This window comes from Kitasatospora sp. CB02891 (genome assembly GCF_002803145.1).
GTDB lineage: Bacteria > Actinomycetota > Actinomycetes > Streptomycetales > Streptomycetaceae > Kitasatospora > Kitasatospora griseola.
In genome coordinates, this window is the sequence record NZ_NNBO01000016.1 from 55,811 (window position 1) to 77,195 (window position 21,385).

General features: G+C 74.5%; 15 protein-coding genes, 1 tRNA gene and 1 pseudogene. 11 read left to right on the forward strand and 6 right to left on the reverse strand.

What is annotated here, in order from left to right; genetic code table 11:
• Positions 1-63 precede the first annotated feature (63 nt).
• The 5 genes and pseudogenes from CG736_RS29145 (at position 64) to CG736_RS29165 (ending at position 6,869) form a co-directional block, all read left to right on the forward strand.
• Positions 64-2,277: a (Fe-S)-binding protein gene (locus CG736_RS29145; protein WP_100589137.1), complete on the forward strand. Its 2,214-nt coding sequence runs from the start codon at positions 64-66 to the stop codon at positions 2,275-2,277.
• Between the two features lie 90 nt (positions 2,278-2,367).
• On the forward strand, positions 2,368-3,456 hold the full coding sequence (locus CG736_RS29150) for a LamG domain-containing protein (protein WP_157815786.1): 1,089 nt from the start codon (positions 2,368-2,370) through the stop codon (positions 3,454-3,456).
• 254 nt (positions 3,457-3,710) lie between these two features.
• Positions 3,711-4,784, forward strand: a pseudogene (locus CG736_RS29155) (sugar phosphate nucleotidyltransferase); the annotation flags it as partial.
• Positions 4,785-4,956: 172 nt separating this feature from the next.
• Positions 4,957-5,871, forward strand: a complete 915-nt coding sequence (locus CG736_RS29160) for a Yip1 family protein (protein WP_100589140.1) — start codon at positions 4,957-4,959, stop codon at positions 5,869-5,871.
• A 104-nt stretch (positions 5,872-5,975) separates the two neighbouring features.
• A complete protein-coding gene (locus CG736_RS29165; protein WP_100589141.1) occupies positions 5,976-6,869 on the forward strand; it encodes a metal-dependent hydrolase in 894 nt (297 codons plus the stop codon).
• A gap of 83 nt (positions 6,870-6,952) precedes the next feature.
• Here the strand turns inward: CG736_RS29165 and dcd are convergent, their stop codons facing one another.
• The gene (dcd, locus tag CG736_RS29170) at positions 6,953-7,528 is read right to left on the reverse strand and encodes a dCTP deaminase (protein ID WP_100589142.1); all 576 of its coding nucleotides are present in this window, start codon (positions 7,526-7,528) and stop codon (positions 6,953-6,955) included.
• 81 nt (positions 7,529-7,609) lie between these two features.
• Positions 7,610-7,810 carry a hypothetical protein gene (locus CG736_RS38100; RefSeq protein ID WP_043915270.1) on the reverse strand — a complete coding sequence of 67 codons (201 nt, stop codon included), beginning with the start codon at positions 7,808-7,810 and terminating at the stop codon, positions 7,610-7,612.
• A gap of 155 nt (positions 7,811-7,965) precedes the next feature.
• On the opposite strand from CG736_RS38100, the gene CG736_RS29180 reads away from it, so the two are divergent.
• The 6 genes from CG736_RS29180 (at position 7,966) to CG736_RS29205 (ending at position 17,762) form a co-directional block, all read left to right on the forward strand.
• Positions 7,966-8,036 (forward strand) — tRNA-Gly (locus CG736_RS29180).
• Between the two features lie 235 nt (positions 8,037-8,271).
• Entirely contained in the window at positions 8,272-11,373 is a 3,102-nt protein-coding gene (locus CG736_RS29185; protein ID WP_198520647.1) for a BTAD domain-containing putative transcriptional regulator, read from the forward strand.
• Positions 11,374-11,561: 188 nt separating this feature from the next.
• A complete protein-coding gene (locus tag CG736_RS29190; protein WP_100589143.1) occupies positions 11,562-12,203 on the forward strand; it encodes a pyridoxamine 5'-phosphate oxidase family protein in 642 nt (213 codons plus the stop codon).
• Positions 12,204-12,210: 7 nt separating this feature from the next.
• On the forward strand, positions 12,211-13,461 hold the full coding sequence (locus CG736_RS29195) for an MFS transporter (RefSeq protein WP_100589144.1): 1,251 nt from the start codon (positions 12,211-12,213) through the stop codon (positions 13,459-13,461).
• A 229-nt stretch (positions 13,462-13,690) separates the two neighbouring features.
• Positions 13,691-16,717, forward strand: a complete 3,027-nt coding sequence (locus CG736_RS29200) for an AfsR/SARP family transcriptional regulator (RefSeq protein ID WP_100589145.1) — start codon at positions 13,691-13,693, stop codon at positions 16,715-16,717.
• A 52-nt stretch (positions 16,718-16,769) separates the two neighbouring features.
• On the forward strand, positions 16,770-17,762 hold the full coding sequence (locus tag CG736_RS29205) for a hypothetical protein (protein ID WP_100589146.1): 993 nt from the start codon (positions 16,770-16,772) through the stop codon (positions 17,760-17,762).
• On the opposite strand, the gene CG736_RS29210 is transcribed toward CG736_RS29205, so the two are convergent.
• The 4 genes from CG736_RS29210 to CG736_RS29225 form a co-directional block, all read right to left on the reverse strand.
• Positions 17,737-18,486: an AfsR/SARP family transcriptional regulator gene (locus CG736_RS29210; protein ID WP_232734257.1), complete on the reverse strand. Its 750-nt coding sequence runs from the start codon at positions 18,484-18,486 to the stop codon at positions 17,737-17,739. The two genes, CG736_RS29205 and CG736_RS29210, sit on opposite strands and share 26 nt — an antisense overlap.
• Positions 18,487-18,684: 198 nt before the next feature.
• Entirely contained in the window at positions 18,685-19,296 is a 612-nt protein-coding gene (locus CG736_RS29215) for a hypothetical protein (RefSeq protein WP_100589148.1), read from the reverse strand.
• Between the two features lie 32 nt (positions 19,297-19,328).
• The gene (locus CG736_RS29220) at positions 19,329-20,843 is read right to left on the reverse strand and encodes an LCP family protein (protein ID WP_100589149.1); all 1,515 of its coding nucleotides are present in this window, start codon (positions 20,841-20,843) and stop codon (positions 19,329-19,331) included.
• A gap of 164 nt (positions 20,844-21,007) precedes the next feature.
• Complete coding sequence (locus CG736_RS29225) at positions 21,008-21,235, reverse strand: hypothetical protein (protein ID WP_043915261.1); 228 nt, start codon at positions 21,233-21,235, stop codon at positions 21,008-21,010.
• Positions 21,236-21,385 lie beyond the last annotated feature (150 nt).

The window sequence follows — 21,385 nt, forward strand, 5'->3', positions numbered from 1 at the left end:
AAAGTTACCGACCAGTACACTCCGGGTAGGACTCGGACCATAGCCGCTGGAGACGGAGAGCCGATGCAGCTAGCAGCGATCGTCATCTCGCTGGTCACCTTTGTGATCGGCACCGCGCTCGCCGCCCGGGCGGCGCTGTACATCTACAAGGTGGTGCGCACCGGCTCTGCCGACAGCACCCGATTCGGGCAGCCCGCGCAGCGCGTTGCCACCGTGGCCAAGGAGTTCCTCGGCCACACCCGGATGAACCGCTGGGGCGTGGTCGGCGTCGCCCACTGGTTCGTCGCGGTCGGCTTCTTCTCGCTGATCCTCACCCTGGTCAACGCGTTCGGTCAGCTCTTCGACGCCGAGTTCGCGCTGCCGATCATCGGCCACTGGCTGATCTGGAACATCTTCGTCGAGCTGATCGGCACGCTGACCACCCTGGGCATCGCCGTCCTGATCGTGATCCGGCTGCTCAGCCTGCCGTCCCGGTCCGGCCGCAAGTCCCGGTTCGCCGGCTCGATCGCCTGGCAGGCGTTCTACGTCGAGTACACGATCCTCGGCATCGGCATCTGCATCATGATGCTGCGCGGCCTGGAGGGCGCCCTCGAAGGCGTCACCTCCTACGACCCGACGTACCTGATCTCGTACCCGATCGTCGCCGCGTTCGAGGGCACCGCCCACGGCACCCTGGTCAACCTGATCTACCTGTTCGCGATGCTGAAGATCGTCATCTCGTTCGCGTGGGCCACCACCATCGGCATCAACCCGTCGATGGGCGTCGCCTGGCACCGCTTCCTGGGCTTCTTCAACATCTACTTCAAGCGAGAGGAGGACGGCGGCACCGCGCTGGGCGCCCTGCGCCCGATGACCAGCAACGGCGCCCCGATCGACTTCGAGGACCCGGCCGACGACGCGGTGTTCGGCGTCTCGCAGGTCGAGCACTTCTCCTGGAAGGGCATCCTCGACTTCTCCACCTGCACCGAGTGCGGCCGCTGCCAGTCGCAGTGCCCCGCCTGGAACACCGGCAAGCCGCTGTCGCCCAAGCTGCTGATCATGAGCCTGCGCGAGCACGCCTTCGCCAAGGCCCCGTACCTGCTGGCCGGTGGCGGCAAGGACATGGAGGGCGAGGAGAAGGCGTCGGGCGAGCAGCTCGCCGGGGTGTCGGCCGAGGCCCTCGCCGAGGCCGAGCGCCCGCTGATCGGCACCGCCGAGGAGGGCGGCGTCATCGACCCGGACGTGCTGTGGTCCTGCACCACCTGCGGCGCCTGCGTCGAGCAGTGCCCGGTCGACATCGAGCACATCGACCACATCGTCGACATGCGCCGCTACCAGGTGATGATCGAGAGCAACTTCCCGACCGAGGCCGGGACGATGCTCAAGAACCTGGAGAACAAGGGCAACCCGTGGGGCCTGGCCACCAAGGCGCGCCTGGACTGGGTCAAGGAGCTGAAGAAGGAGACCGGCATCGAGGTGCCGGTGATCGGCGAGGACATCGACCCCGCCGAGGTCGAGTACCTGTACTGGGTCGGCTGCGCCGGCGCCCTGGAGGACCGGGCGAAGAAGACCACCAAGGCCTTCGCCGAGCTGCTGCACACCGCGGGCGTCAAGTTCGCGATCCTCGGCAAGGAGGAGACCTGCACCGGTGACTCCCCGCGCCGCCTGGGCAACGAGTTCCTGTTCCAGATGCTCGGCGCGCAGAACGTCGAGACCCTGAACGCCGCGCTGGAGGACGCGCCGACCAAGCGGATCGTCGCCACCTGCCCGCACTGCTTCAACACCATCGCCAACGAGTACCCGCAGCTCGGCGGCCACTTCGAGGTCATCCACCACACCCAGCTGCTGCAGCACCTGATCGACGAGGGCAAGCTGCTGCCGGTCAACCCGGTGGAAGGCCTGATCACCTACCACGACCCGTGCTACCTCGGTCGGCACAACAAGGTCTACACCCCGCCGCGCGAGATCATCGGCAAGGTGCCCGGCCTGCGCAACGAGGAGATGCACCGCCACAAGGAGCGCGGCTTCTGCTGCGGCGCCGGCGGCGCGCGGATGTGGATGGAGGAGCGGATCGGCAAGCGGATCAACAACGAGCGCGTGGACGAGGCGCTGTCCCTCAACCCGGACATCGTCTCCACCGCCTGCCCGTTCTGCCTGGTGATGCTCTCCGACTCGGTCAACGGCAAGAAGAACGAGGGCGCCGCCAAGGAGCACCTGAAGGTCGTCGACGTCGCCCAGCTGCTGCTGGAGTCGGTCAAGGCCCTCCCCGCCGCCGACGCGGAGCCGGTCGAGGCCTGACGCCCGCCCCGCTCCCCGGACCCCGGACGCCCGTTGCGGCTCCGGGGTCCGGGCGTTCTGGATGATCAACGATGACCTAGCATCTGCCGCATGACTGCTGACGGGGGAACACCGGGGCCCGGTGGCTTCGGCGGGAGACCCTCCTACCAACTGCCGCCGGTGACCAGCACGGCCCCCGACTGGGCGGCGCTCGCCGAGGCCAACGAACGCGAGCACCGACGTCGCCGCCTGCGGCTGCAGATCGGCGCCGGCGCGCTCGGCGTGGCCCTGATCGGCGGCGCGGTCGCCACCGCCGTCGCGCTCTCCGGGCCGTCCGACAACGCCGGGAACACCTCCGCGCCCGCCGTCACCGCCCAGCCCGACGGCCCCGCCTCCGGCGCACCGAGCGCCGACCCGAGCCCCGGCCCGTCCGACCCGGCGTCCGCGTCCGCCCCGGCCTCGGCGTCCGGCTCCGCGCAGCCCTCGGGCTCGGCGTCCGCCCGGACCGGCGCCAAGCCCACCGGGAGCGCCACCGGAAAGCCGAACGCGCCCGCGCCGACGCTGCCCGGGCTCACCCTCGGCGGCGGCTCCGCGGTCGGCGGCACCGCCGGCCACACCGGGCCCACCCTGGTCCTGCACGGCAACACCGACGGCTGGGCGGACAGCGGCAGCCCCGTGGTCGACACCTCCCGGTCCTTCACCGTCTCGGCGGTGGTCCGCAACAACGCGCCGACCGGCGGCCGGGCCGTGGTCACCCAGGGCGGCGACAGCTACTACTCCTTCTACCTGGGCCGGGACGACTGGGGCACCCACAACCAGTGGGTGTTCAAGGTGCAGACCGCCGCCGGAGCCCAGGACAACACCACCTACCAGGCCTTCTCCACCGCCGCCGGCGCCGCCACCACCGGCCGGTGGACGCTGCTCACCGGCGTCTACGACGCGGGCGCCAAGAAGATCACGCTGTACGTCGACGGGGTGCTCCAGCAGACCACCGCGGTCCAGGGCGTCTGGCAGACCACCGGCGGGCTCCAGCTCGGCCGGGTGCGCTACAAGAACACCTGGAGCGACTTCTGGGACGGCGCCATCTCCGACGTGCAGGTCTGGGACCAGGCGCTGCCCGCCACCGCCGTCGCCCAGTTGAACGCTTCCGGCGGCACCGGCGCCGGAACCACCGCCAAACGCTCCTGGCTGCTGCCGTAGGGGTTGCGGCCCCAGGCCCGGTGGCCTGCGGCGCGGGTGCGAGGACGGGGCCCGGACCCGGTCGACGCCCGTACAGCTGCCCGACGGGGGCAGTGGTTTTGACACGGTGTTCGAGCAAATAGAGTATGCGGCGGGGCCAGGTAAGGTGCCGGTTCCCGTCGGAGGCCGCCTGATGCCGGTCCGACACAGTCACCGAGCAGCGCACCGGACCCAGTCGAGCCGGGCCGCCGGAATCTGACCAGGGGAGATAGCACATGACCGAGGCGATCATGTTGGTCGGCGGCAAGGGCACTCGACTGCGCCCGTTGACCACGCACACGCCGAAGCCCATGCTGCCCGTCGCCGGCGTCCCGTTCATCGCCCACCAGCTGGCCCGCGCCGCGGCCGCCGGTGTCACCCGCGTCGTGCTCGCCACCTCCTACCTGGCCGACGTCTTCGTCGACCACTTCAAGGACGGCAGCCCGTACGGCCTCGAACTGGTCTACCTCACCGAGGACGAGCCGCTGGGCACCGGCGGCGCCATCCGCAACGCCGCGGCCGGCCTGACCTGCGGTCCCGACGAGCCGGTGCTGATCTTCAACGGCGACATCCTGTCCGGCCTGGACATCGCCGGCCTGCGCGACGAGCACGCCGCCTCCGGCGCCGACGTCACCCTGCACCTCACCCGGGTGGCCGACCCGCGCGCCTTCGGTCTGGTCCCGACCGACGAGAGCGGCCGGGTGCTCGCCTTCCTGGAGAAGCCCGAGACCCCCGAGCAGATCGTCACCGACCAGATCAACGCCGGCTGCTACGTCTTCACCCGTTCGGTGATCGACCGCATCCCGACCGGCCGTGAGGTCTCCGTCGAGCGCGAGACCTTCCCCGAGCTGCTCGCCACCGGCGCCCTGCTGCGCGGCGTCGTCGACACCTCCTACTGGCTGGACCTCGGCACCCCGGCCGCGTTCGTCCGCGGCTCCGCCGACCTGGTGCTCGGGAAGGTCGACTCCCCGGCCGTCCCCGGCCCGACCGGCGAGGCCCTGCTGCTGGCCGGCTCGCAGGTCGACCCGGCCGCCGTGCTCAGCTCCGGCACCGTGGTCTCGGCGGGCGCCGAGATCGCCGCCGGCGCCATCGTCGAGGGCAGCGTGGTGCTCCAGGGCGCCCGGATCAAGGCCGGCGCGTACGTCAAGGACTCCATCGTCGGCGCCTTCGCCGAGATCGGTGAGCGCTGCTCGCTGGACGGCGTGGTGATCGGCGACGGCGCCGCCCTGGAGGCCGAGAACGAGCTCTCCAACGGCCTGCGGATCGCCTGCGGCACCCGCCTGCCGGTCGGCGCCGTGCGCCTGTCCGCCGGCCCCGGCGGCTGCGAGGCCGGCCTGAGCAACGCCGCCGCGGTGCACGCGCCCGGCAGCCGCGTCGCCGGCTGACGCACGCCCCGCGCGGCCGCGTCACGGGACGGCTGCAATCCGGCCCCGCCGTCATGATCACCCGACCGGGGCCGGCCCTTGCGGGTACCGTCATGGCGTGGCTGGCAATCGACACGACGACGGATGGGGTGCCGACCCCCAGTACGGCTGGACGGCACCCCAACCGGGCGCCCCGCAGGGCGACCCGTACCGCGGCGCGCCCACCGGCGTCCCCGAGTACTTCACCGCCCCGACCCCCGGCTACCCCGGCCCCCCGCCCGCGCAGCCCGGCGACCGCTACGGCGACCAGCCCGGCCACACCCGGGCCTTCGCGGTCGGCGAGCAGCCGTACGACGCGTCCTACGGCGAGCCGTACGGCGGCGCGGACGACGGCTACTACCAGCAGCCGTACGAGCAGGGCGGCCGGCCGGTCGAGGACAACGTCGCCGTCTACCGGGCCGGCGGGCAGGCCGCGCCGCACCTCGGCGGGCCCCGGCTGCCCTGGCGGGAGCTGCTCGCCGGGATCTACCGCCGCCCGAGCGCGACCTTCGACCGGATGCGCGACCACCAGGTCTGGCTGCCCGCGCTGTGCGTGTCGCTGCTGTACGGCGTGCTCGCGGTGTTCGCCCTCGACAGCACCTACGACGAGGTGGTGCACTCCACCTTCGCGGTCGCGCTGTGGGCGATCGCCGCCGCCGCGATCGGCTTCACGGTGGCCGGCGGCATCCTCAGCGCCGTCACCTACGCGCTGGCCCGGCAGTTCGGCGGCGACGGCCCCTGGCAGTCGACGGTCGGCCTGTCCGTGCTGGTCAGCTGGACCACCGACGCCCCGCGCCTGCTGCTCGCGCTGTTCCTGCCCGCCGACAACCTGGTGGTGCAGGCCGTCGGCTGGGCGACCTGGGTGGGCTGTGCGGCGTTGCTGACCATCCTGGTGCGGCGGATCCACGACCTGCCCTGGGGCAAGGCGGCCGGGGCGGCGGCGGTGCAGCTGCTCGCGCTGCTGGTGCTGATCAAGCTGCCCACGCTGGGCTGAGCCGCGGCCGCCGCGGCCGCCGCGGAGCCCCGGCCGTCCGGATGGCGGGATCTTTGTAGGGTGGGGTGTTCGGCCCACCCTCAGAACCCGTCCGGAGCCCGCGCATGAGCCTGCCCACCACCCACGTCAGCTTCCCGGCCGGGGCGGTGACCGGCGCCTCGCCGATCCTCGCCGTGCACACCCTGCCGGACGGGCGCACCGCCGTGGTCACCGAGGCCACCCCGTTCCACCCCGTCGACCACACCTGGCCCGACCAGCCCGCCGACCTCGGCACCCTCACCGTCGACGGCGTCGCGCACCCCGTCGTCGACTGCCTCACCGGTGGCCACGGCCCGGCCGGTGAGTTCGCGGCCGGCGCCGACATCCCGGTCCGGCGCGGCGACGAGGAGTGGTCCTGGCTGGTGCTGCACGTGCTGCCCGCCGACGTGCTCGGGCCGGAGGCCGTCGGCCGCACCGCCGAACTCGCCGTCGACGCCGAGCGCCGGGCGCTGCTGTCCGCCGCGCACACCGGCTGCCACCTGCTGGCGCTCGCCCTGAACGCCGCGCTCGCGCCGCGCTGGCGCAAGGACCCGGGCCGCGCCGACGCCTTCGGGAACCCGGACTTCGACAGCCTCGCCATGGACACCTCGGTGATGGACACCGAGGCCAGCACCGACACCTACCGGATCGGCAAGTCGCTGAAGAAGAAGGGCTTCACCGTCGACGCCACCGAGGAGCTCCCCGCCCTCGCCGACGCGCTGCCCGCCCTCACCGCGGACGTCAACGCCCGGCTGGCCGCCTGGGTCGCCGCCGACGCGGCCGTCCGGATCGACGTCCCCGGCCCCGAGCTCACCGCCCGCCGCCGCTGGCACGCCGACCTCCCGGACGGCGCCGCGGAGATCCCCTGCGGCGGAACCCACCTCCACCACCTCGGCGAACTCGTCGAACTGCGCACCGAGTTGACCCTCTCCGCGGACGGCACCGAGCTGGTCGCCCGGACCGGCCCCAAGCGCGCCTGACGCACGACGAGGGCCGGCCCCGCGGCTGCGGGACCGGCCCTCCTTGGCGTCTGTCTGCTGTCCGTGCGCTCTGCCGAAGCGGCTCAGACCTGGGTGCGGTGGAAGTTCTGGAACGACCGGGACGGCGTCGGGCCGCGCTGGCCCTGGTACCGGGAGCCGTAGCGCTCCGAGCCGTACGGGTGCTCGGCCGGCGAGGACAGCCGGAACAGGCACAGCTGGCCGATCTTCATCCCCGGGTACAGCTTGATCGGCAGCGTCGCCACGTTCGACAGCTCCAGCGTCACGTGGCCGCTGAAGCCCGGGTCGATGAAGCCCGCGGTCGAATGGGTCAGCAGGCCGAGCCGGCCCAGGCTGGACTTGCCCTCCAGCCGCGACGCCACGTCGTTCGGCAGCGTGATCACCTCGTAGGTGGACGCCAGCACGAACTCGCCCGGGTGCAGGATGAACGCGTCGTCGCCCTCCGGTTCCACCAGCCGGGTCAGGTCCGGCTGCTCCTCGGAGGGGTCGATGTGCGGGTAGCGGTGGTTCTCGAAAACCCGGAAGAACCGGTCGAGGCGGACGTCGATGCTCGACGGCTGGACCATCGACGGGTCGAACGGGTCGACGACGACCCGCCCCTTGTCGATCTCGGCACGGATGTCATTGTCAGAGAGCAGCACGCCCCCGAGGGTACGTGCCCCGGGCCGGGCCGCCCAAAAGCGACCGGCCCGTGGACCTGCTGCGATGGCCGCCCGGAAGGCCTACCGCCGCGCGCCGCGCCCCAGTTGGGCTGCCGACAGCTCCGACACGTCCGCCGGCACCGAATTCCGCAGCCGCCCGCACCCCGGGCACCGCAACAACCGCCCCGGCCCCAGCCGGCCCGCCTGCAACTGCTGCATCGGAAACGCCGCCGTACTGAACACATGCCCCTCGGCACAACGAACCACGGTGCGCTGCTCCATCGGTCCCCTTCCCACAGTTCCGCAGACAGCGTCACATTAGGGGATCAACCGGACACCACCCCACGAGGCTCGCCGCCACCCGGAACCCGGCCCTGCCGCCCCGCCGCATGGGGTACAGTGGTGCTTGATCGATCCGTCCCTGACGGACCGTCAGTGCGGGCGTAGTTTAATGGTAGAACATGAGCTTCCCAAGCTTAGAGCGCGAGTTCGATTCTCGTCGCCCGCTCTTCAAGGAATCCCCAGGTCGATGACCTGGGGATTTTTGTTGTTCGGCCCGGCGTCGGAGCTCACCGGCAGGTCGGTGAAGAGCCGCTGGCCGGCGGCGTCGTGGGTGCGGGCCCGGCCGCTGGAGTCGGTTGCTCGGCCGGCTGACGGGCTGAGCCGACCGCCCGTCGGTCCTCCCTTGCCGGGGGCGAACGGCCCGGCCAGACTGGCCGTCCGGGGCGGACGAGGGGGATGCGATGGCGGGACCGGCGGCGGTCGGCGGGGCTCCGTTCGGTCCCCGGCTGCGGGCGTTGCGCCGTCGGGCCGGGCTGAGCCAGCAGGTGGTCGCCGAGCGGGCCGGGCTCAGTGCGCGGGCGTTGCGCGACCTCGAACAGGGACGGGTCGGGCGGCCGCGGGCGGGCACCCTCCGGAAGCTGGCCGAGGCGTTCGCGCTGACCGGTGAGGAGATGGCCGAACTCGTTGATGATCAGAACGAGTTGGCGGGTGCCGAGGGCTCGCCGCGGCTGCTGGTCCTCGGGCCGCTGGCGCTCCGGCAGGGCGACGGGACCGTTCCCGTCGCCAGCCCGATGCTGCGCCGCCTGCTCGGACTGCTGGCGCTCAAGCACCCGGAGCCGGCCACCCCGGAGGAGATCACCGACACGCTCTGGCCGGACGGGCCGCCGGAGTCGCGGCAGAGCCTGGTGCACACCTACGTCAGCCAGGTCCGCCGCCTGCTCGGGGCCGGCGGGGTGGTCCGCACGCCGGTCGGCTACCGGCTGACGGCCGGCCCGGAGGACACCGATCTCGGCCGCTTCGACGCCCTGTTGGCCCGCACCGTCTGCACGCACCACGCGCCGGACCCGGCGACCGTCCACGAGACGCTGGCCCGGGCGCTGGGCTGGTGGCGCGGCCCGGTGCTCGCCGACGCGGACCTCGCGCTGCGCGGGCACCCGGCCGCCGTCGCGGCGGGCGAACGGCGGATCCGCGCCGCGCTGCTGTACGCCGACACCGCCCTGCTGCTGCACCGGCCCGCCGACGCCGTCCCCCGGCTGTGGGAGCTGGTGCACGCCGAGCCGCTGCACGAAGGACTGCACGCCCGGCTGATCCTCGCGCTGGCCGGCGACGGTGAACAGGCCGCCGCGCTCGACGTGTTCCACCGTCTGCGCGAGCGCCTCGACGAGGAACTCGGCATCGCCCCCGGCCCCGAGGTCGACGACGCCCACCTGCGGGTGCTCCGGCGTCAACTCCCGCCACCGGTACGGTCGGAGAGCGGCCTGCCGAGCCGACCCGGGAGGCCCGTGGGCGGCCCGCCGGCCCAGCTGCCCGCCGAGACCGGCCGCCACCTCGGCCGCCGGGCCCAGCTCCAGGTCCTCGACACCCTGGTCTCCCCGGGCCCGCAGCCGCGCCTGGTCACGGTGGTCGGCCCGCCCGGCATCGGCAAGACCGCCCTCGCCGTGCACTGGGCGCACACCCGCCGCGAGCACTTCCCCGACGGGCAGTTGTACATCGACCTGCACGGCCACTCCGCGCAGCCCGCTCTGCGGCCCGCCGAGGTGCTCGCCCGGTTCCTGCGCGCCCTCGGCACCCCGCCCGACCGGCTCCCCGCCGACCCGGACGAGGCCGCCGCGCTCTACCGCACACTGCTCGCCGACCGCCGGGCGCTGATCGTGCTGGACAACGCCCGCGACCCCGAGCAGGTCCGGCCGCTGCTGCCCGGCGCCCGCGGCTGCGCCGTCGTGGTCACCGGCCGCCACCGCCTGACCGGGCTGGTCGCCGGCGACGGCGCCCGCCGCCTCACGCTGGGCGCGCTCGACCCGGACGAGGCCCGCGACCTGCTCGGCAGCGTCGTCGGCGAGTGCCGGACCGCCGCCGAACCCGACGCCGCCCGCCGCCTGGTGGAGCTCTGCGACGGGCTGCCGCTGGCCGTCCGCGCCGCCGGCGCCGACCTGGTCGCCCGGGACGGCACGATCGCCGAGCACTGCGCCCGGCTGGCCGGCGACGACCTGCTCGACCTGCTGCACGTCGAGGGCGACCCGCGCTCGACCGTCCGGGCCGCGTTCGACCTGTCTTACCGGGCGCTGCCCGGCCCCGCCCGGCGGCTGTACCGCCTGCTCGGCCTGCTCCCGGGCCCGGACACCACCGTCGACGGCGCCGCGGCCCTCGCGGAGACCGACCCCGCCGAGGCCGCCGCGCTGCTGCGCACCCTGGCCGACGCCCACCTGCTGCGCGAACACCCGGCCGGCCGGTACGCGCTGCCCGGGCTGCTGCGCGCCCACGCCCGGAAGTTGACCGAACGTCAGGAGGCGGACGCCGCGCGGCAGCGGCTGTTCGACCGGTACCTGACGGGCGCCGGGACCGGGGACCTGGCCGCCGTCGTCCGGCAGGCCTGCGACACCGGCTTCCCCGCCACCGCCCGCCGGCTCGCCGAACGCCGCGATGCCGAACGTCGCGATGCCGAACGCGCCTACGCCGAGCGTCCCGATGCCGCACGGCAGTTCACCGCGGCCGCAGCCGGGCACCCGGACGACCTCACCGTCCTCGGACTGATCTGCGGGAAGCTCGGCCGGCTCCGGCAGGCCGCCGAGCACTTCGCCCGGGCCGCCCGGCTGCACCACGACTGCGGCGCCTACGCCGAGGAGGCCGTCGACCGCACCAACCTGGCCGTCGTCCGCCGCGCCCTGGGTCGCCCCGCCGATGCCGTCCGGCTGCTCGACGCGACCTTGCCCATGCACCGCAGCACCGGCAACACGTTCAGCGAGGCGGTGGCGCTGAGCTGCCTCTCCGGGGCGCGCACCGACCTCGGCGACCCCGCCGCCGGCCGGCTGCTCGCCCGGGCGGCGATCACCGCCGCCCGGAGCGTGCGCCACCCCGCGCTGGAGGCGGGCGCCCACCTCGCGCTGGCCGCCGCACAGGAACGCGCGCACCGCCGGGCCGACGCGGCCGCCGGCTACCGGGAGGCGCTGCGCCTCGCCGAGGCCGGCGACGACCGGCACCCGCAGGCCGTCGCCCTGATCGGCCTCGCCACCACCCGCTCCGACTCCGATCCGCAGGCCGCGCTGCCGCACGTGGAAAGCGCTCTCCGACTCACCCGTGCGGCCGGTTTCCGCATGCTCGAAGGCAACGCGCTCACGGCCCTGACCTGCGTCCGCACCAGGCTGGACCAGCCGCGGGCGGCGCTGGACAGCGGCCACCGGGCGCTCGCCGTGCACCGGGAGACCGGCCACCTGCCGGGGGAGGTGCGGGCCCTGCTGGCGCTCGGCCGCGCGCAGTCCGCCCTCGGCGCGCCCGGCCTCGCCGTCGGGCACTGGCGGGAGGCGCTGCGGCTGTCCCGGGCGATGGGCGTCACCCGGCTGCGCTGAGCGGCAGTACCGGCACTTCCGCCGTTCTGCCGGTCGACCGTGACGGAGGGTCAGTAACCGCAGGCCAGAGGCGTGATGGCGGCCTCTGGTCCGGCTGCGGGGGCGCGTACAGGCCGCCTCCGTACGGTGGGCGCACCGCCCGCGCCGACACCCCGAGGTGACACCGTGCCCCTGCTCCCGGACCCCGCATGAGCCGCTACGACCTGCTGGCGTCCACCCCGGCGGTGCACCGCGTCCAGCAGGAGCTGGGCAGCGCGGCCGCGGCCGGCCGCCGACTGCGGGAGCCCGCCGGGGAGCCCGAGCCGCTCACCGGCGCCGCCGCCGCGTTCATCCGCAGTCTCGACGGCTTCCTGGTCGGCACCGTGAACGAGAACGGCTGGCCGTACCTCCAGTACCGGGGCGGCCCGCCGGGCTTCGTCCACGTGCTGGACGAGCACACCCTCGGCTACCTGGACGTCCGCGGCAACCGGCAGTACCTGACCACCGGCAACCTGCGCGCCGACGACCGGGTGTCGCTGTTCTTCCTCGACCACGCCCGGCAGGCCCGGCTCAAGCTGTTCGGCCGGGCCACCGCCGTCCCCGCCGACCGGTGCCCGGAGCTGGTCGCCCGCCTCGACTCCCCGCGCACCGACGGGCGGGTCGAACAGGTCGTCACCGTCCGGGTGGAGGCGTTCGCCTGGAACTGCCCCAACCACATCACCCCGCGCTTCAGCCAGGACGAACTCGACCGGGCGCTCGCTCCGGTCCGCGAGCGCCTCGCCCGGCTGGAGACGGAGAACGCCGCGCTGCGCGTGGAACTCGCCGCCGTCCGCACCGACCCGAAGGACTGAACCACCCGTGTTCGAACGCCTGGCCGAAGCCCCCGCGCCGGCCCTCGACCGGCCCGCCGAACCGGCGATCTGGTCCCGCAACTTCCGCTACTGGTTCACCGCCCGCAGCGCGGGCCTGCTCAGCTGGGCGATGCTCCCGGTCGCCGTCTCGGCCGGCCTGATCGACAGCGGCCACGGCCTGGCCACCGCCGGCTACGCGATGGCCTTCCTGGTCGGCCCGTTCGCCGGCCTGGTGCTGTTCGGCGGGGTGCTCGCCGACCGGTTCACCGCCCGCCGGATGATGATCGTCGCCGACCTGGCCAACCTCACCGCGCACGTCCTGCTCGCCGTCCTCTTCCTGCACGGCATCGACCACCTGTGGCAGCTGTACGCCCTGCTGGCGGTGGCCGGCACCGCCAACGCCCTGTTCCAGCCCGGCGCTTCGTCCACCGTCCCGCTGATCGCCCGGGACGTGCAGGGCGCCAACGGGGTGCTGCGCACCTCCGAGGCGATCACCGGGCTGGGCGGGCCCGCGCTGGCCGGCGTGCTGGTCGGATTCGGCTCCACCGGCTGGGTGATGGCGATCTCCGCCCTCGCCTACGCGACCAGTGCGAGCTGCCTGTTCGCGCTGCGCCTCGGCCGGGTGCCCGCCCCGCCGGCCGGCGACGGGCTGTGGCGCAACCTGGTGGTCGGCTGGCACGAGTTCCGCGCCCGCAGCTGGCTCTGGGGCGTGATCGTGATCTGGATGGTCTACGCCGTGCTCGCCTGGGGCCCGCAGCTCTCCCTGGCCGCCGGCCTGATCGTCCCCCGGCACGGCGCCACCGCGTTCGGCCTGGTCAACTGCGCGCTCGGCGCGGGCACCGTGGCCGGCGGGCTGATCGCCATCCGGTACAAGCCCGCCCGGCCGCTCGCCGCCGGCGCCGTCGCCATGTTCGCCTACCCGCTCTACCCCCTCGCCCTGGTCCTCGACGCCCCGGTCTGGCTGCTCGCCGCCACCCAGGTCCTGGTCGGCGCGGGCATCGGCATCTGGGGCGTCATGTGGGCGACCAGCGTGCAGACCCAGGTCCCCGGCGAGGTCCTCAACCGCGTCCACGCGTACGAAGTGGCGGGCTCCGTCGGCCTCTACCCGCTCGGCAGCGCCCTGGCGGGCCCCGCCGTGCACGCCTTCGGCAGCACCCCCGTCCTGCTCGCCGGCCTCGTCGTCGCCACCCTGACCGCCACCGCCCTGCTGCTGACCCGCCCGATCCGCACCCTGACCCGGGTCCCCGACCGCGCCTGACCCGGGTCCCCGACCGCGCCTGAGCCGGCCCGGGCGTCGGCGCGCCCGCCGGTCGCCGCCCCGGTCCCGGCCCGACCTTGGCCGCGGCTCCGGCCGTTGGACCGCGCGAGCGGCCGGACGCGGCGGACGGGAAGCGCGCCGGTACTGTGATCAAGTGCAGGGGGAGGGGTGAAGCTCCCCGGCACAGGCGCCCGTACCGGGGAGAGGCGTCCGGCGAACGGGGGATCGGTTGGACGCGCGGATCGAATTCGGCCTGCTCGGCCCGCTGTCGGTCACCGCCGACGGCCGGCGCACGGCCGTCGGCGGTCCGCGCCAGCGCACCATCCTCGCCCTGCTGCTGCTGTCCCCGGACTCCGTGGTCTCGGTGGACGCGATGGTCGAGGCGGTCTGGCAGGGCGTCCCGCCGGCCACCGCCCGCACCCAGGTGGCGATCTGCGTCGCGGGCCTGCGCAAGGTCTTCCGGGCGGAGGGCTGCGGCGACGGCCTGATCACCACCGTCCACCCCGGGTACCAGCTCAACTCGGCCGGCCACCGGATCGACCTGCTGGTCCTGCAGGACCTCGTCCAGCGGGCCGAGCAGGCGGTCGGCGGCGGGCGGACGGCCGAGGCCGCCGCCTGCTACGAACGCGCGCTCGAACTGTGGCGCGGGCCCGTGCTGGAGGGCGTCACCGGGCGGCAGGTCGAGGACGAGACCGCACGCCTGGAGGAGGTGCGGATGTGCTGCCAGGAGGCGCTCGCCGAACTCAACCTCGCCCTCGGACGGAACCTGGAGGTGATCGGGTCGCTGGCGGCGGCGGTCCGCGAGCAGCCGCTGCGCGAGCGCGCCCGGCACATCCTGATGCGGGCCCAGTACCTGGCCGGACGGCGGGCGGAGGCGCTGGAGACCTTCCGCGAGGGCCGCCGGCAGTCCGTCGAGGAACTCGGCCTGGAACCGGGCGCCGCGCTGCTCCAACTGCACGACGCGATCCTGCGCGACGACCCCGCGCTCGCCCCGCCCGAGGACGGCCCACCGCCGGCGCCGCTCCCGGCGATCCCGCTGCCGCCCGCGCCGGCGGCCGGATCCCGCCCGACGCCGTTCTTCCTGCCGCCCAACGTGCCGGCCTTCACCGGCCGGGCCGCCGAGACCGCGACGCTCGACCGGCTGCTGGAGGGCCGGGCGGAGGAGCAGCCGCCCGGCATCGGCCTGATCACCGGCGTCCCGGGCGTCGGCAAGACCGGCCTCGCCGTGCACTGGTCGCACCGCGTCGCCGCCCGGTTCCCGGACGCCCGGCTGTACGTCGACCTGTGCGGCCACGACGGGACCCGGGAGCCGACCACCGCCGCCGACGTGCTGAGCCGCTTCCTGCGCGCCCTCGGCGTGCCCAGCGAGCAGATCCCGGCCGACACCGGCGAACGCACCGAGCTGTACCGCAGCCTGCTGGCGGGCCGCCGGGCCCTGGTGGTGCTGGACAACGCCCGCGACGCGGCGCAGGTCGACCCGCTGCTGCCGGGCACCGGGCAGTGCTGCGTGATCGTCACCGGCCGCCAGCCGATGGAGCAGCTGATGCTCCGTTACGGCGCGGTGCGCGTCCAACTCGGCATGCTGCCACCGGGCGAGGCCGTCGAACTGCTGGGCCGGATCGTGCCCGAGGACCGGGTCGCCGCCGACCCCGAGCAGGCCGAGCGGCTGGCCGAACTGTGCGACCGGCTGCCGCTGGCGCTGCGGATCGCCGCAGCCCGGCTGGCCTCGAAGCCGCACTGGAGCGTGCCCCACCTGGTGGCCCGGCTGGCCGACGAGCGCCGCCGACTGGACGAGCTCAGCCAGGGCGAGTCGCAGGTCCGGGCCGGATTCGCGGTCAGCTACCGCCAGTTGGCGCCGGACGCGGCCCGGCTGTACCGCCGCCTCGCGCTGCTGGAGGCGCCCGACGTCACCGTCTGGACGGCCGCCGCGCTGGTCGACGTCCACCCGTTCGAGGCGGAACAGCTGCTGGAGCACCTGGTCGACGTCCAACTGCTGGAGGTCACCGGCACCGACGGCACCGGCCGGCTGCGCTTCCGGCAGCAGAACCTGCTCGCCCTGTTCGCCCGCGAGCGGGCCGCGGCGGAGGACAGCGAGGACGAGCGGACGCAGAGCCTGCACCGGGCACTGCGCGGCTACCTGACCGTCGCCGAGCACGCCCACCGGGTGGAGTACGGCGGGGACTTCGCGCTGATCCACGGCTCCGCCCCGCGCCTCGAACTGGACGCCCTGCTGCTGGAGGAGCTGACGGCCGACCCGCTGGAGTGGTTCGAGGCCGAGCGGCTGTCACTGGTCGCCGCGATCGACCAGGCCGCCCGGCTGGGCCTGGACGAGCTGGCCTGGGACCTGCTGGGCTGCACCGTCGTGCTGTTCCGGACCAGGGAGTACCTCGACGACTGGCAGGACAGCTGCGACCGCGCGCTGGCCGCGACCCGGGCGGCCGGGAACCTGCGCGGCGAGGCCGCCGTGCTGGAGTCGCTGGGCGAACGCTGGATCGGCACCCAGTACGTCTCCGCGGCCGCCGAACCGCTGCTCCGCGCTCAGGCCCTGTTCGAACAGATCGGGGAGGAGCACGGGCGCGCCCTGGCGGTGCGCTCACTGGCCGTGCTGGACCGCGTCCAGGGCGATCCGACCTCCGCCGGGGCCCGGCTCGCCGAGGCCGTCGAACTGTTCCGGGCGGCGGGCGACCTGTCCTGCGAGGCGCACGTGCTCGGCTTCCTGGCGCAGGGCGAGCTGGACCTCGGTCGGCCCGACGCGGCGCTGACGTACGCCGAGCAGGCGGTGGCGGTCGCCCGGCGGATCGGCGAGACCGGGGTCACCGCCCAGGTCCACTTCCGGTACGCCCGGGTGCTGTCGGAGCTGGAGCGGTTCGCGGACGCGGAGCGTGAACTCCAGGTCGTGCTCCGGGTCGTGATGGCCAGGCGCGACCTGCTGGGTTCCGCCCACGCCCGGCTCGGCCTGGGCGAGACGATGCTGCGCCGCGGCCGGGCCGCCGAGGCGCACGCCGAGCTGCTGATCGCCCTGGACCTGGTCGGCCGGTGCCGGACCGTCGTCGCGGAGGGCCGGGTCGGCGTGGCGCTCGGGCGGGCCGCGGCCGCGCTCGGCCGCACCGACGAGGCGCGGGAGCGGCTGAACCGGGCGGCCGAGCTGCTCCGGGCCGGCGGGGCCGAACGCGATCTGGAGCTGGCGGAACGGGAGCTGTCGGCCCTCGGGCCGGCCGCGGGCGAAGCGCCCGGCGGCGATATCGGCGGCGTATAGGCCGCCGGGGCACAGTGGGACGCAGCTGCCCCGTTCCCCGAAGGAGCCGGCGATGACCAGCGCCGCCGAGCCGCACCCCGCCGACCCGCCGTCCGCTACCCGCACCACGAGCAGCCTGCACGCGCTGTTCGGCCTCGACCCGGCCGCCACCGGCGGCGGCCCGCTCCCGCTGCACGTCACGGGCTGGGCGCAGAGCCTGGACGCCGGCGACCGCGCCCTGCGGGCGGCGCTGCACGACGGCACGGTCGGCGCGACCGGCGCGCACGCGCTGGGCCGGGCCGCCGCCCTGCTCGGCGCCGCCGAGGCCGCCACCGTGCTGGCGGCCCGCAGCGCGCACGTGCTCCCCGCCGAGGCGGACCTCACCCTCACGGTGGTCTCGGCCCTGGTGCCGGCCCTGGTCGCCGAGGCGACGTCCGCGCTGGACCACCCGGCCGCCCCCCAGGTGTCGAGGGTGGAACGCCTGCGCGGCGCGCTGACCGCCCAATTCCCGTGGCTGGTGCACGGGTTCGCCTCCGAGGCGGTGGACGGGGCGGGGCTCGCCGAGGCCGTCCGGCTGGGCGCGCCGCTGCCCGCGACGGTGGACGCCCCGGGGCCCGGCGCCCGCCCCCGGGGCGGCTGCAGCCCCGTCCAGGCGCTGCCCCGACTGGTCGGCGGTGATGCGCTCGACGCCGCCGGCGCCGAGGTGCAGGGCCTGGCCAAGTCGCTGCTGGTCGCCGGTGACGAGCTGCACCGGCGGATGGCCGAACTGCCGACCGAACCGGCCGGCAGTTCGACGGGGCGCGAACTGGCCGCCGCCTACGAGACCCTGTACGCCGCGACGGCCTGCCTCACCCTGTGGGCGGCCGGCGTGGCGGTCGGACCGCTGTGGCTGCGCACCGCCCTGCGCGCCCTGCTGGTCCGCCTGCACCGACTGCTGCTGGAGCCGCCCCCGGTCCTCGACCCTTACCCGGCCGAGGAGTTGCTGGCCATCGCGCTCGGCGCCGGGGCCCGGCTGCTCACCCTCCGCACCGTCGACGAGATCAGTGCGCAGGCCGAGGCGGCATGACGGTCCGCGCCTCGCCGCTCAGGATCGCCTGGTACGTCCGCACCAGCAGCCGGCCCGGTTCGACGCCGAGCTCGTCCGCGAGCAGCCGCCGACCGTCCAGGTAGAGCGACATCGCCTCGGCCTGCCGCTCCGAGCGGGACAGCGCCGTCATCAGCAGCGCCCGGAACCGCTCCCGCATCGGGTACCGGGCGACCAGGCCGGTCAGCTCGGAGATCAGCCGACGGTGCCGGCCGGTGATCAGGTCCGCCTCGATCCGGGCCTCCAGGGCCGCCAGCCGGGCCTCCTCCAGCCGCGGGCGCTCCGCGGCCGCCAGATGGTCCGTCACATCCGCCAGCGCCTCGCCGTTCCAGCACTCCAGCGCCGCCCGCAGCAGGTCGGCCGCCGCCTCGAAGCGCTGCTCGCGCAGCGCCCGGAAGCCGCCGCCCGACAGATCGGTGAACCGGGTCAGGTCGCAGGGCACGTGCTCGGCGAACAGCCGGTACCCCGATCGGATCCGCATCAGCTGCACGTCCGGGCCGAGCCGGCGCCGGAGCCGCGAGGCGTAGGTGTGGAGCTGCGCGGGGGCAGTGCCGGGCGGGCGCTCGTCCCAGAGCATCCGCCCGAGGTGCTCGTCCGAGACCCCCCGACCGGCGGCCAGCACCAGCGTGGCGAACATCGTCCGCTGCTTGGTGCCGCTCAGCGTGTCCTCCCGGCCGTCGGCCAGCAGGTGGACCGGACCGAGCATCCGGAACTCCATGGCGTCGCCCTCTTCCCTGCCCGGTGCGGTCCCACTCCGGGACCGCCTACGGGCCGACCCTAGAAGGGCACGTCATCACCGCGTTATCACCTCCATATCGCCCGCGCCGAGCCCGCGCCGAGCCCGCGCCGAGCCCGCGCCGAGCCCGCGCGGAAGCCCGCCCCGGGCCGGAGCGGTCGGCGGTTCTCAGTGGCCGGGGTCGGCGGTGCGCAGGTCGGCCAGCAGGAAGGGAATCAGGCCGCGGTGGAGCAGCGTGGTGCGCCAGGCGGTGCGGGCGGCGGCCAGGTCCTGGGCGTGCTGCGGCTCCTCGCCGGGCACGGCCCGCTGGCGGGCGGCGCTGAACAGCAGACCGAGCAGGCCGATCAGGGCGCTGGCGACGGCGGCCGCGACGGTGCTCCAGGCGGCGGTGCGCAGCACGTCGGCGGAGGCGGCGTGCGGGCCGGACAGGCCGATGACGGCGCCGAGCAGGAAGAACACGGCGGCGGCGCTGCCCATCACGATCGGCACCACCAGGGCCAGCGCGCCGAACCAGCCGGACAGCCGCTCGCCGGGTTCGGCGGCGGGGCCCGGTGCGTCCGCCGCGGTGCCCCGGAGCCGGCTGTAGGCCAGGTACTCGGGTTCGGCGGCGGCCAGGATCTCCGCGGTGCGCTGCCGGGCCAGGGTCCGCAGCCGGGCGGCCCGCGCGGTGTCGTCGGCCAGTGCGGCGCGCACCGCCGGGTCGGCGAGCGCCCGGCCGAGGGCGTACTCGAAGTCGGCGCGGTCCTGCTGGGTGGGGCCGTGGCCGGTGAGCGGGTCCATCGCTGCTGTCCCCCGTGGAGGTCGAGTGCCGGTCAGCCGTAGGTGAGGTCGGAGCAGGCGTCGTCGGCGGCGGAGCGGGCCTGGCTGACGCTGGTGGGCAGCGGGCCGGTGGGCAGCGGCGGGGCGGCGGTGGTGCCGTTGCCCGCCGCGTAGTCGGCGCCGAGGGTGACGGCGATGCCGGCGTGGCTGCCGGCCTGCAGGGTGGCGCCGGGGAACAGCTCGGCGACCTTCTCGGCCTTGGCCTTCTCGCCCGGCCCGTACTCGACGAGGGTGGTGGCGTGGGTGCGGGAGGAGGCGTTGGCCCGGCCGGTGACGGTGAAGCCGGAGCCCTCCAGCGCCTCGGCGGCCCTGGAGGTCAGCCCGGAGGTGTCGGTGCCGTTGTAGACGGAGACCCGGATGCCGGCCCCGTTGACCTTGACCGGTGCGGTGGTCGGGCCGGGGCTCGGGCTCTCGGTGGCGGGGGCGCTCGCCCCGGCCGAGGCGTCCTGCCCGTCCAGGGTGCGGTCGGCCTTCAGGGCCGCCCACAGCTGGTCGGTGTCGGGGTGCACCAGGGCGACCCGCTCGCCCTGGTAACGCCAGGGCACGGTGAGGAACTTGATGTCGTGCAGGTCGATGTCCTTGAGCGACATCGCGAAGTCGACGAGCTTCTGCGCCGAGCCGAGGCCCTCGTCGACGGTGAGCGACTTGGTGACGGCATCGGCCAGCGGCAGCAGCGCGACGGGGTTCATGCCCTCCGCCTTGACCTGCTTGATCAGCGAGGAGAGGAAGGCCTGTTGGCGCTTGGTGCGCCCGATGTCGGAGCCGTCGCCGAGGCCGTGCCGGATCCGGACGTAGTCGAGGGCGGCCTGGCCGGAGATCTTCTGGTGGCCCTGGTTGAAGAGCAGCTTGCCGCGGTGCCCGAGGTTCGGGTTGAGGTCGCCCTCGTAGACCGGCTTGGGCAGACAGACGTCGACGCCGCCGACGGCGGAGGTCATGTCGGAGAAGCCCTGGAAGTTGATCACCATGGTGTGGTCGACGCGCAGCCCGGTGAGCTTCTCCACGGTGTTCTGGGTGCAGGCCGGGTTGCCCTGCTCGCTGTCGCCGACCGAGAAGGCGCTGTTGAACATGGCGCTGGCCTGCGGCTTGGTCCAGGTCTTGTTCGGCAGCAGGCAGGGCGGGACGGCGACCAGCGAGTCGCGCGGGATGGAGACGCCGACGGCGTGCTTGTGGTCGGCGTAGACGTGCAGCAGGATCGCGGTGTCCGAGCGGGCGCCGCCCTCCTCGCCGCCGCCGAGGTCCTTGTTGCTGCCGGAGCGCGAGTCGGAGCCGATCAGCAGCAGGTTGACCGGGACCCGGCCCTGGGCGTCGGCGCTGGCCGCGTCCGGACGGTCCTTGCTGATGCCGGAGGAGTCGAAGGTGCTCAGGTTGCCGTTGAGCCGGTAGTAGACCAGGCCGCCCGCGGTGACGGCGAGCGCGACGACGCCGGCGGTGCTCCACAGGGCGATCCGACGGATCCTGCGGCCGCGCCCGGATCCGGTGCCGCGGCCCCCCGCCCTGCGTGCAGACATGACGCACCCTTCCCCGTTGTGGCCGACGGTGCGCCGACCCGAACTTCTACAAAGCTGTAGAGGTTCAGCGAAGCATACAAATTCGGTCCAGTGAAGTCACACCCCGGCGGAAACGCACGATCCCCCGACGGCGGGCGGCCGTCGGGGGATCGGGAAGCGGGGGGTCAGTGCACGCGCAGCAGCGCCAGGTGGACCACGGTGGCCCGGGCGAGGTCCAGGGTGGCGCCGCGGCGGTGGCGGCGGGCCTCGACCGACTCGGCGCGTTCGATGGCGGCGCGGCGGGCGTCGTCCTCGGCGGGGGCGTCCACGATGAACAGGTGGCGGCCGGCGCGGATCTCGTTGGCGTGCGGGATCTCGACGCACCAGCGGTGCCGGCTCTGGGGGGCGTCCATCGGCCTTCCTCTCCCGCACATGAGGTGCTGCTGCTCTCCTGGGTGACAGGGAGCCGACTTCGACCATAGGTATAGGCCAATTCCTCCGTCAAGAGGACAAGTCATTCAGTAAATAATCCGTTCAACGGTGTATATCCGGTCGCTGTCCGC

Bases quoted from the DNA above. Each gene is read 5' to 3' on its own strand.
- CG736_RS29145 (WP_100589137.1), top strand. From the start codon at position 64: ATGCAGCTAGCAGCGATCGTCATCTCGCTGGTCACCTTTGTGATCGGC.
- CG736_RS29150 (WP_157815786.1), top strand. From the start codon at position 2,368: ATGACTGCTGACGGGGGAACACCGGGGCCCGGTGGCTTCGGCGGGAGA.
- CG736_RS29165 (WP_100589141.1), top strand. From the start codon at position 5,976: ATGAGCCTGCCCACCACCCACGTCAGCTTCCCGGCCGGGGCGGTGACC.
- CG736_RS38100 (WP_043915270.1), bottom strand. From the start codon at position 7,810: ATGGAGCAGCGCACCGTGGTTCGTTGTGCCGAGGGGCATGTGTTCAGT.
- CG736_RS29185 (WP_198520647.1), top strand. From the start codon at position 8,272: ATGGCGGGACCGGCGGCGGTCGGCGGGGCTCCGTTCGGTCCCCGGCTG.
- CG736_RS29190 (WP_100589143.1), top strand. From the start codon at position 11,562: ATGAGCCGCTACGACCTGCTGGCGTCCACCCCGGCGGTGCACCGCGTC.
- CG736_RS29205 (WP_100589146.1), top strand. From the start codon at position 16,770: ATGACCAGCGCCGCCGAGCCGCACCCCGCCGACCCGCCGTCCGCTACC.
- CG736_RS29210 (WP_232734257.1), bottom strand. From the start codon at position 18,486: ATGCTCGGTCCGGTCCACCTGCTGGCCGACGGCCGGGAGGACACGCTG.
- CG736_RS29215 (WP_100589148.1), bottom strand. From the start codon at position 19,296: ATGGACCCGCTCACCGGCCACGGCCCCACCCAGCAGGACCGCGCCGAC.
- CG736_RS29220 (WP_100589149.1), bottom strand. From the start codon at position 20,843: ATGTCTGCACGCAGGGCGGGGGGCCGCGGCACCGGATCCGGGCGCGGC.
- CG736_RS29225 (WP_043915261.1), bottom strand. From the start codon at position 21,235: ATGGACGCCCCCCAGAGCCGGCACCGCTGGTGCGTCGAGATCCCGCAC.